Origin of the sequence: Kribbella sp. CA-253562 (assembly GCF_050942265.1) — a bacterium.
Taxonomy (GTDB): domain Bacteria; phylum Actinomycetota; class Actinomycetes; order Propionibacteriales; family Kribbellaceae; genus Kribbella.
Genome location: NZ_CP192049.1, coordinates 7,743,667 through 7,754,468 on the forward strand (window position 1 = coordinate 7,743,667; position 10,802 = coordinate 7,754,468).

A 10,802-nucleotide genomic window follows, 5' to 3' on the forward strand; every position below is an offset into this window, starting at 1 on the left:
GGTCAACCTAAGCCTCGTGACGTTCATCTGACCTTCACCCCGCTTCCGCTTCGGATCCCTAGCCTCGCGGCGACTGCCGAACCTTTCCTGCGAGCACCGGAGAGTCCGAAGTGAGCCCCAAGTTCCTCCCGCTGATCAGTCAGATCGGCACCCGCCACGGGTCCAGGTCGTTCCGCACCTGCGAGCTGAAGTGCGCCAACCAGTGCGACCACGCCGAGCCGAACACCTCCGGCAACGAGCACATCCAGACCGTCCTGCAGACCGCGTTCTCCCGGCGCAACATGCTCAAGGCGGGTGTCGCGAGCGCCGCTGTCGCCGGCGTCGCCACGCTGGCCGTGAACCGGCCCGCCGCCGCCGACTTCTCCACCGCCGCCAGCGGCGGCCGCGGCAACGGCGCCTTCCCGGGCTTCGGCGGCCCGCAGGGCGAGCTGACGCACAGCGTCGTACCGCCGAACCGCAAGGACGACATCGTCGTGCCCAAGGGCTACGAGCAGTCCGTCGTGATCGCCTGGGGCGACCCGGTCGAGTACGGCGCGCCGCGCTTCGACGTGAACCGGCAGACGCCCGAGGCGCAGGCCAAGCAGTTCGGCTACAACAACGACTACACGATGGTCGTGCCGCTGCGCGACGAGCGGAAGGCGCTGCTCGTCTGCAACCACGAGTACACCGACGAGAACCTGATGCTGCCGACCGGCAAGTACGACGCCAAGACGGTCGCCAAGATCGGCCTGGCCGCGCACGGCATGTCGGTGGTCCAGATCGAGCGCGTCGGCCGCAGCGGCCAGTGGCGCCGCGACAAGCAGGGCAGCCGCTACAACCGCCGGATCACCGCCACCACGAAGTTCGACGTGTCCGGCCCGGCCGCCGCCGACGCCCGCGTCGGAAAGGTTGCCTACGGCACCTTCGGCAACTGCGCCGGTGGCGTCACCCCGTGGGGCACGATCCTGTCCGGCGAGGAGAACTTCAACGGCTACTTCGACGTCAGCGGCGCGGTCCCGGCACAGTACGCCACCAGCTACAAGCGGTACGGCGTACCGACGACGGTGACCAAGTCGGCCCGCGAGTGGAGCATCGTCGACCCGCGCTTCGACCTGACCAAGAACCCGACCGAGGCGTTCCGCACCGGCTGGATCGTGGAGGTCGACCCGTACGAGCCGCAGGCCACGCCGCGCAAACTCACCATGCTCGGCCGGATGAAGCACGAGGGCGCCACCACCACGATCACCGCCGACGGCCGGATCGCGGTCTACCTCGGTGACGACGAGCGCGGCGAGTACGTCTACAAGTTCGTGTCCACCGGCAAGTACGACCCCGACAACCGCAAGCGCAACTTCGGCCTGCTGGACGAGGGCACGCTGTACGTCGCCAAGTTCACCGGTGACGGCGCCGAGGACGGCCTGTACGACGGCACCGGCACCTGGATCCCGCTCACCTCGGACAAGAAGTCGTTCATCGACGGCATGTCGGTCGCCGACGTGCTGATCGACGTCCGGATCGCCGCCGACAAGGTGGGCGCCACCCGGATGGACCGGCCCGAGGACATCGAGCGCAACCCGGTCAACGGCCGGGTGTACGCCGCGATGACCAACAACTCCAACCGCGGCGGCACGTTCGCGGTCGACGAGGCCAACCCGCTGGCGAAGTCGCACACCCGCGCGACGCTCGGCGGTCCGCTGGTCGAGCAGTCCGGCAACCGCAACGGCTACGTGCTGGAGCTCACCGAGGAGGGCGACGACGCGGCCAAGACCGGCTTCTTCTGGACCCTGTTCCTGGTCTGCGGCGACCCGGCCGCGCAGGAGACCTACTTCGGCGGCTACGACAAGTCGAAGGTCAGCCCGATCTCCTGCCCGGACAACGTCGCCTTCGACGGCTCCGGCAACCTGTGGATCTCCACCGACGGCAACGTGCTCGGCTCCAACGACGGCATCTTCACCGTGCCGGTCGCCGGGCCGAAGCGCGGTCAGGTCAAGCAGTTCCTGTCCGTGCCGTTCGCGGCCGAGGCCTGCGGCCCGCTGATCAGCGAGGACGACAAGACCGCGTTCGTCGCCGTCCAGCACCCGGGCGAGACCGACGACGCGACGTTCGAGAAGCCGTCGTCGACCTGGCCGCACACGCACAACTACCCGCGGCCGGCGATCTCCTGCGTGTGGCGCAAGGACAACGGACGCGTAGGCAGCTGATTCCGCGCGGTCACCGGACCGGCCGTCCCTGGGGGACGGCCGGTCCCTGGCTGTCCTGTGGAGATGCCTTCGGCCACTGATCAGCCGCCGGTGCCGAGATCGTCCGGCCGGCCGACCTCGACCCGGGACCACTGGGCGATCGGCCGGCCGTCGATGGTATGGAAGTCCGGGCGGGCGTCGGTGCCCCACGGCTGCGGCCAGCCCTCCGGCGACTCCTCTTGCACTTCCTGACGGCCGTACACGGTCAGGTCCATCAGCGAGTAGCTGTTGTCCATGATCTCCACGCCGCGGCGGGTGGTCCAGTACGTCTCGAAGACCCGGTCGCCGTCGCGGACGTAGCAGACCAGATGCATCATCCCGACCGTCCGGCCGACCAGCAGCTCGGCCGTCGAGGGTTCGGCGGAGTACCAGGGCATCGTCCAGCCCATGAAGTCGCGGTAGCGCCGGCTCTCGTCGTACGGGCCCTGGCAGAAGACGGCGAAGGTGATGTCGCGCGAGTGCAGGTACGACAGCTCCGCGACGTGGGTCGTACACCAGGTGCAGCCCTCGCACTGCTCGGCGGCGGGGTGGCCGCGGTGCCACATGAAGAAGTACGCGATCAGCTGGCGGCGGCCCTCGAAGGCGTCCAGCAGGGTGGTCGGTCCGTCCGGCCCGGTCAGTTCGAGCTGGGGATCGACCTCGACCATCGGCAGGCGTCGCCGGGCCGCGGCGATCGCGTCGCCCTGTCTGGTGTGCTCCTTCTCGCGGGCGCGAAGTCGGTCCACCTCCTCCTGGAACGTGGTGCGGTCAACGATCGGTGGGTAGCTCGGGTTCTCTGTCATACCTGGGACGTCGGAGCCGCCCGGCCGTCCTTGACACACCTATTCTGGATATCTACTATCTAGGTTATGAAGATGAACGAGGGCGTCGAGTGGGCCCTGCACAGCTGTGTGAACCTGTGCTGGATCCCCGGTGAGACGGTCACCGCGAAGAGGCTCGCCGCCTTCTACAACCTGCCCACGGCGTACCTGAACAAACAGCTCCAGGCGCTCGCCCGGGCCGGCATCATGTCGTCGACCTCGGGCCCGAAGGGTGGCTTCCAGCTGGCCAGGCAGCCGGAGAACATCACCCTGCTGGACGTCGTGGTCGCGATCGACGGCGCGGAGGACGCGTTCCGCTGCACCGAGATCCTCAAGGACGGCCCGGGCGCCGATCCGACGGCCGACTACCGCAAGACCTGCCTGGTCGCGAGCTCGATGCGTCGCGCCGAGCTGGTCTACCGGCGGGAACTGGCCGCGCGCACGATCGCCGACATCGTCGCCGAGGTCGAGCAGACCTTCCCGCAGACGCCGGAGAACACCCGCACCTGGTTCGCCAACCTCAAGTCCTGAACACGGCCAAGCGGCGTTGTTTCAGCCCTCAATTCTGGATATTCAACATCAACAATAATAGGAGTTCACCATGACCGTTCTCGTCCGCGCCACCGACGCCGAGGTCCTCGCCGCCAGCGGAGTCACGCTGCTCGCCGACACCCCGGCCACCAACGGCCACCTGACCAGCCACCGCTCGGTCTTCCAGCCCGGCAAGGAAGGCGCTCCCCCGCACCTGCACCGCGAGGCCTCCGAACTGTTCTACGTACTCACCGGCAACCTCCGCGTCCTCACCGGCGACGACCTGATCACCCTGCACACCGGCGACTTCCTCGTCGTCCCCCCGAACACCCCGCACGCGTTCGAAGCCGCCGGCGACGAGGTCACCGAGGTCCTCTTCGTCCTCACCCACGCCAAGCCCCGCTTCGACTACTACCGCCTACTCGAAGGCGTCTACCGCGGCGACACCGACCCCGCCGTACTCGCCACCACCAGCGACACCTACGACAACCACTACGTCGACAGCTCCACCTGGGCCGGCCGGTAGAAAGTCACTCTCAGTTGATTCCAAGGAAGTTCTCAGTGCGGTGCGCCACCATCGTGGAAAGGGGCGAAGGGAGCTTCCGTGGCAGGTTCGATGGTGGTGGAGTCCCGGCGGGTGGCGGCGTCGGAGTTGCGGTATCCGGCTGGGTCCGTGGTGGTGCTGGCGGGGATTCCCGGGGCGGGCAAGAGCACGCTGTTGCGGCGGCTGTTTCCGGGGGAGACGACGTGGGTGCTCGACTCCGAGGTTGTTCGCGAGCGGTGGCGACCGGCGCTCGGCGGCATCCCGTACGCGTGGTGGCGGCCGGTACTGCACCTGTCGTACTACGTGCTTGTACTGCGGGCGATGCGTCGCGGCGGGCCTTTGGTCGTGCACGACTGCGCGACGCGGCCCTGGGCCCGGCAGCTGATCGGCCGAGCGGCCCGGAGCGCCGGACTGGCGGTGCACCTGATCATGCTCGACGTACCGGAGGAGATCGCCCGGCGCGGACAACAGGATCGGCGCCGGGTGGTGCGGGCGGGCAGCATGCTCAAGCACAGTCGCCGCTGGCCCGAGCTGGTGAAGCAGGCCGCCGAGGATCCCAGCTCGGTGGTGCCGGGGGCCGTGTCCGCGCTCGTGCTGAGCCGGGGTCAGGCCGACCAGCTGGAGAAGATCACGTTCGAAGGCCGGCCGGAGCTCCTTCCGGCTGCATGACACGCCAGCCGGGAGGTCGCAGGCTCACACCGAGCGGGTGACGACCAGATCGCAGAGGGACTCGAGGGCGGACCTCGGGACACCTTCGGGCAGATCGGCGAGCAGCTTACGGGCGTCGTCGGCCCGGCGGCGTACGTCGTCCTCGGCCTGCTGCAGGGACGGGTGGGCCCGCAGGGCGGCCAGCGCCTCGGCGAGCTTGGCGTCGTCGGTCAGGTCGGAGTCGAGCAGCTCGAGCAGCCGGGCGTCCTCAGGCTTCGACGGATCGGCCTGGGCCCGGAAGATCAGTACCGGCAGGGTCGGGACACCCTCGCGGAGGTCCGTCCCGGGAGTCTTGCCGGACTGGCCCGACTCCGAGGTGACGTCGAGGATGTCGTCGGCCAGCTGGAAGGCCGCGCCGATCTCCTCGCCGAAGGCCCGCAGGGCTTCCTGGATCTCGTCGGAAGCACCGGCGAACCGGGCTCCGAACAGCGCCGACGTCGCGATCAGCGAGCCGGTCTTGTCCGCGACCACCGACAGGTAGTGGGCCAGCGGGTCCTGGCCTTCACCGACGCCGAGGGTCTCCCGGATCTGGCCCTCGACCAGCCGGCCGAAGGTACGAGCCTGGATCCGGACCGCCTCCGGCCCGAGCGACGCGACCAGGTCCGACGCCTTGGCGAACAGCCAGTCGCCGGCCAGGATCGCGACCGAGTTGTCCCAGGCCGCGTTCGCCGTGGAGCTTCCCCGGCGCAGCGCGGCCTCGTCCATCACGTCGTCGTGGTGCAGCGTCGCGACGTGGGTCAGCTCGACCACGACGGCCGAGTCGACCACCTCGCGGGCGTCGGGCCGGGGCCCGAACTCCGCCGCCAGCAGGACCAGCAGCGGACGGAAGCGCTTGCCTCCGGCCACCATGACGTGCTGGGCCGCCTGGGTGACGAACGGCGCCTCGGACTGGGTGGAGTCGCGCAGCGCCTGCTCGACCCGTTCCAGCCCAGCACGGACCCGGGACTCGAGCGCCTCGTCGGCGAACGCGAATCCCAGGCTCTGCGCCGGCTGCGGAGTCTTACTCAACGGATGAACTCACCCGCACGGGCCGCCAGGTCGAGCATCGGTCCGGGAACCAGACCGAGCACCACCGTGGCGGCGAGACCCAGGGCGACGGCGGCCGTGGTCTGCCACCCGGGCAGCACCACGTCCGGAGCGTCGTCCGGCAGGTCGGAGAAGAACATCAGCACGATCACGCGAACGTAGAAGAACGCGGCGACCAGGCTGCACAGCACCGCGACCACGACCAGCGGCCAGGCGCCACCGGTCCAGGCCGCGGTGAACACGGCCCACTTGCCGGTGAAGCCGGCGGTCAGCGGGATCCCGGCGAACGACAGCAGGAAGAAGGCGAAGATGCCGCCCAGCAGCGGCGACTTCTTGCCCAGCCCGGCCCACCGCGACAGGTGGGTCGCCTCGCCGCCGGCGTCGCGCACCAGCGTGACCACGGCGAACGCGCCGATGGTCGGGAAACCGTAGGTGACCAGGTAGAACAGCACCGCCTGGGTCGAGGTGATCCCGTTCAGCACGCCGCTGCCGGCCTGCGCCAGCCCGATGAACGCGGTCAGCAGGAAGCCGGCGTGCGCGATCGAGGAGTAGGCGAGCATCCGCTTCACGTCGGTCTGGGTGATCGCGACGATCGAGCCGACCACCATGGTGAGGATCGCGACGATCCACATCATCGGCGCCCAGTCCCAGCGGGTGCCGCCGAGGGCGACGTAGAAGACCCGCATCAACGCGATGAACGCGGCGATCTTGGTGCAGGCCGCCATGAACCCGGTGACCGGCGTCGGCGCCCCCTGGTAGACGTCCGGCGTCCACGAGTGGAACGGCACGGCGCCGACCTTGAACAGCAGGCCGACCCCGAGCAGGCCGGTGCCGGCCAGCAGGATCGCGTCGCCACCGGTCTTGGTGGCCAGCGCGTCGGCGATGCCGCCGAGCGACATCGTGCCGGCGTACCCGTAGAGCAGCGCGATGCCGAACAGCAGGAACGCCGAGGCGAACGAGCCGAGCAGGAAGTACTTCATCGCGGCTTCCTGCGAGATCAGCCGGCGGCGCCGGGCCAGCCCACAGAGCAGGTACAGCGGCAGCGAGAACACCTCGAGCGCGACGAACAGCAGCAGCAGGTCGTTGGCCGACGCGAACAGCATCATGCCGCCGATCGCGAACATCGTCAGCGGGAAGACCTCGCTGTGCTCGACCCTCGCCGCGGTGCCCTCGCGCTCGGCCTCACTGCCCGGTACGGCGGCCGCCTGGCCGGCGAACGCCGACAGGCCTCCGTCGACCGACCGCTCGGCGAACAGCAGCAGGCTGATCAGCGTCAGCGCCAGCAGGATCACCCAGGTGTACAGCGCGGGGCCGTCCACCGAGATCGCACCCTGCGCCGCGAGCAGCTTCTTGTCGTCGGCCATCAGCAGCACGGTCAGGACGCCGGCCACCACCACGCCGACGATCGCGAGCGCGACCTGGACCAGGTGCCGCCAGGTCCGCGGAAGGAAGGCCTCGACGAGTACGCCGAGGCAGGCCGCGCCGAAGACCACGAACAACGGCATCAGCTCGTTGTACTCGATCTTGGGCGCGACGAAGTCCGCCAGCGGCAGAACCTGCGCCGTCAGCACTGCACTCACTTCTGTCCCTCCGTCACGGGGATCTCAGGGGCCTTGTCACTGACGCCCACCAGCTGCATCGTCGACTCCACCGCCGGCTTGATGATGTCGACCACCGGCTTGGGGTAGAAACCGAAGCCGACGATCAGCAGCACCAGCGGTGCGATCGCGAACACCTCGCGGAAGTTCAGGTCCTTCAGCTTCTCGATCCCGTCGCGGACCGGCCCGGTCATCAGGCGCTGGTACATGATCAGGATGTAGAGCGCGGCCAGCACGATACCGAGCACCGCGATCACGGCGATCACCTTGTGCCGGCTGAACGTTCCGGCCAGCACCATGAACTCGCTGATGAACGGCGACAGCCCGGGCAGCGCGAGGCTGGACAGGCCGGCGAACAGGAACGTCCCGGCCAGCACCGGCGCGACCTTCTCGACCCCGCCGTAGTCGGCGATCCGCGCCGACCCGCGGCGCGAGATCAGGTACCCGGCGACCAGGAACAGCGCCGCCGTGGACAGGCCGTGGTTGAACATGTAGAGCGTCGACCCGGTCAGCCCCTGCGAGGTGAGCGCGAAGATGCCCATCACGATGAAGCCGAAGTGCGAGATCGAGGTGTAGGCGATCAGCCGCTTGATGTCGGTCTGGCCGATCGCCACCAGCGCGCCGTACAGGACGCTGATCAGGGCCAGCACGAGGACGACCGGGGTGGCCCACTCGGACGCGTTCGGGAACAGGCCCAGGCAGAACCGGATCATCCCGAAGGTGCCGATCTTGTCCAGGATGCCGACCAGCAGCACCGACGTGCCCGGCGTCGCCTCGGCGGCGGCGTCCGGCAGCCAGGTGTGGAACGGCACCATCGGCGCCTTCACCGCGAAGGCGAAGAAGAAGCCGAGGAACAGCCAGCGCTCGGTGTTCTGCGACATGTCGAGCTTGACCAGGTCGGTCAGCAAGTACGACGGGTCGCCGTTCTTGGCCGACAGCACGTACAGGCCGACCACCGAGGCGAGCATCAGCAGACCGCCGAGCAGCGAGTAGAGCAGGAACTTCACCGCGGCGTACGAGCGCTGCACGCCACCGAAGCCGCCGATCAGGAAGTACATCGGGATCAGCGTGGCCTCGAACAGCACGTAGAACAGGAACACGTCGGTGGCCGCGAACACGCCCAGCGACAGCGCCTCCAGCGCGAGGATCCAGGCGAAGAAGGACTTCTCGCTCCAGCGACCGTCCTTCGCGTCGTTCCAGGAAGCGAGCTGGACGATCGGGGTCAGCAGCGCGGTGAGCACCACCAGCACCAGCCCGACCCCGTCCAGGCCGAGCGCCCAGTGCGCGCCGAAGGCCTCGATCCAGGTGTGCGACTCCGCGTAGTCCGCCGCACCGTTGCGGTGGTAGCCGACGGCAATGACCAGGGTCAGCACCAGCGTGAGCAGCGAGAAGACCAGTGACACCCGCTTGGCGAGCAGGCCGTTGGCCTTGGGCACCGCCATCGTCACCAGGGCTCCCACGAACGGCAGGAGCAACAGATACGTCAGCCAACCGATGTTCACGACAACCTCACCGCGAGGAGGGCGACGACCACGAGAGCGGCGCCGAAGACCATGCTGAGTGCGTACGAACGGACGAAGCCCGTCTGGAACCGGCGCAGCCGGCCGGACAGACCGCCGAAGAGGGCGGCCATGCCGTTCACCGAGCCGTCCACGCCCCGGTTGTCCAGCCAGACCAGCGTCCGGGTGAGGTACTGGCCCGGACGCATCAGGACCGCCTCGTTGAGCGCGTCGCCGTACAGGTCACGGCGGGCGAAGGTGGTGACCGGCGAGACCTTGACCGGCGCCTCGCGCGGGATCTCCTGGCGGTAGCGCAGGTACCCGATCGTGGCACCGACCGCGACCACGGCGACCGTGATCAGCGTCATCACCAGCGCGCTGACCGGCGGGTGGTGCTCCTCGTGACCGACCACCGGCTCCAGCCAGTGCACGATCCAGTCGCCGAGGAAGTACAGCGCACCGCCGAAGACCGACAGCACCGCCAGCACGATCAGCGGGATCGTCATCGACGAGGGCGACTCGTGCGGGTGCGCGTCCTCGGCCCAGCGCTTCTTGCCGAAGAACGTCATCATCATCAGCCGGGTCATGTAGAACGCCGTGATGCCGGCCGCCAGCAGGGCGCACAGCCCGATCACGAAGTTGTCCGCGAACGCGGCCTCGATGATCTTGTCCTTGCTCCAGAAGCCGGCGAAGCCCGGGAACCCGATGATCGCCAAGTAGCCCATCGCGAAGGTGGCGAAGGTGATCTTCATCGACGTCCGCAGCGCGCCGTAGTGGCGCATGTTCACGTCGTCGTTCATGCCGTGCATCACCGAGCCGGCGCCGAGGAACATGTTGGCCTTGAAGAAGCCGTGCGTGAGCAGGTGGAAGATCGCGAACACGTAGCCCGCCGGGCCGAGACCGGCCGCGAGCATCATGTAGCCGATCTGGCTCATCGTCGAACCGGCCAGCGCCTTCTTGATGTCGTCCTTGGCGCATCCGATGATCGCACCGGCCAGCACGGTCACCGTGCCGACGATGACGACCGCGGTGGAGGCCACCTCGGTGTGCTCGTAGATCGCGCTCGACCGGGTCACCAGGTAGACGCCGGCGGTGACCATGGTCGCGGCGTGGATCAGGGCCGAGACCGGGGTCGGGCCCTCCATCGCGTCCAGCAGCCAGGACTGCAGCGGCACCTGGGCCGACTTGCCGCAGGCCGCCAGCAGCAGCATCAGGCCGACCAGCGTGGCCCAGGTCGACGACATCCCCTCGGCCCCGGCGTTCACGGTGGCGAAGGCGGACGAGCCGAACAGCGCCCACATGCTCATCACCGCGAGCGACAGGCCGATGTCACCGACCCGGTTCACCACGAACGCCTTCTTGGCGGCGGTGGCGGCCGAGTGACGGTCCTGCCAGAAGCCGATCAGCAGGTACGACGCCAGACCGACGCCTTCCCAGCCGACGAAGACCAGCAGGTAGTCCGCGGCCAGCACCAGCAGCAGCATCGCCGCGATGAACAGGTTCAGGTAGGCGAAGAAGCGGCGCCGTCGCGGGTCGTGCGACATGTAGCCGATCGAGTAGATGTGGATCAGGGACCCGACACCGGTGATCAGCAGCACGAACAGGATGGACAGCTGGTCGACCAGCAGGGTGACGTCGACGTGCACGCTGCCGACCGAGAACCACTCGAACAGCTTGACCGTCTCGGACCGCTCCTCGGCGCCGTGCCCCTGCATCTGGAAGAACAGGATGGCACCGCAGACGAAGGAGGCCAGCGACGCCGCGGTGCCGAGCAGGTGTCCCCAGGCGTTGGTGGCCTTGCCACCGAGCAGGAGGATCGCCGCCGACACCGCTGGGATCGCGACCAGCAGCCACGCGAGCTCATGACTCATCGGTGA

9 protein-coding genes are annotated in these 10,802 nt (G+C 68.6%); 4 read left to right on the forward strand and 5 right to left on the reverse strand.

The window, feature by feature from the left end:
* Positions 1-110: 110 nt before the first annotated feature.
* Positions 111-2,180, forward strand: coding sequence for a PhoX family protein (locus ACQPXM_RS36855; protein WP_432942616.1), 2,070 nt, complete (start codon positions 111-113; stop codon positions 2,178-2,180).
* A gap of 80 nt (positions 2,181-2,260) precedes the next feature.
* Here the strand turns inward: ACQPXM_RS36855 and ACQPXM_RS36860 are convergent, their stop codons facing one another.
* Positions 2,261-3,001 (reverse strand): DUF899 family protein, encoded by a 741-nt coding sequence (locus ACQPXM_RS36860; RefSeq protein ID WP_432942617.1) that lies wholly within the window; start codon positions 2,999-3,001, stop codon positions 2,261-2,263.
* A gap of 66 nt (positions 3,002-3,067) precedes the next feature.
* Here ACQPXM_RS36860 and ACQPXM_RS36865 point away from each other — a divergent pair, with 66 nt between their 5' ends.
* The 3 genes from ACQPXM_RS36865 to ACQPXM_RS36875 all read left to right on the forward strand — a co-directional run bounded on the left by ACQPXM_RS36865 (position 3,068) and on the right by ACQPXM_RS36875 (position 4,763).
* Positions 3,068-3,550: an RrF2 family transcriptional regulator gene (locus ACQPXM_RS36865; RefSeq protein ID WP_432942618.1), complete on the forward strand. Its 483-nt coding sequence runs from the start codon at positions 3,068-3,070 to the stop codon at positions 3,548-3,550.
* 70 nt (positions 3,551-3,620) lie between these two features.
* Positions 3,621-4,076, forward strand: coding sequence for a cupin domain-containing protein (locus tag ACQPXM_RS36870; protein WP_432942619.1), 456 nt, complete (start codon positions 3,621-3,623; stop codon positions 4,074-4,076).
* A 78-nt stretch (positions 4,077-4,154) separates the two neighbouring features.
* The gene (locus ACQPXM_RS36875) at positions 4,155-4,763 is read left to right on the forward strand and encodes an AAA family ATPase (protein ID WP_432942620.1); all 609 of its coding nucleotides are present in this window, start codon (positions 4,155-4,157) and stop codon (positions 4,761-4,763) included.
* A 24-nt stretch (positions 4,764-4,787) separates the two neighbouring features.
* Here the strand turns inward: ACQPXM_RS36875 and ACQPXM_RS36880 are convergent, their stop codons facing one another.
* From ACQPXM_RS36880 to nuoL, 4 genes are read right to left on the reverse strand one after another with little or no spacing between them, the layout of a single operon-like run.
* On the reverse strand, positions 4,788-5,810 hold the full coding sequence (locus ACQPXM_RS36880; protein ID WP_432942621.1) for a polyprenyl synthetase family protein: 1,023 nt from the start codon (positions 5,808-5,810) through the stop codon (positions 4,788-4,790).
* Positions 5,807-7,408, reverse strand: coding sequence for an NADH-quinone oxidoreductase subunit NuoN (nuoN, locus tag ACQPXM_RS36885; RefSeq protein WP_432942622.1), 1,602 nt, complete (start codon positions 7,406-7,408; stop codon positions 5,807-5,809). Before nuoN ends, ACQPXM_RS36880 begins: the two co-directional genes overlap by 4 nt.
* Positions 7,405-8,868 (reverse strand): NADH-quinone oxidoreductase subunit M, encoded by a 1,464-nt coding sequence (locus ACQPXM_RS36890; protein WP_432951156.1) that lies wholly within the window; start codon positions 8,866-8,868, stop codon positions 7,405-7,407. The genes nuoN and ACQPXM_RS36890 overlap by 4 nt, the downstream gene beginning before the upstream one ends.
* Positions 8,869-8,924: 56 nt before the next feature.
* Positions 8,925-10,796 carry an NADH-quinone oxidoreductase subunit L gene (nuoL, locus tag ACQPXM_RS36895; RefSeq protein ID WP_432942623.1) on the reverse strand — a complete coding sequence of 624 codons (1,872 nt, stop codon included), beginning with the start codon at positions 10,794-10,796 and terminating at the stop codon, positions 8,925-8,927.
* Between the last annotated feature and the right edge of the window lie 6 nt (positions 10,797-10,802).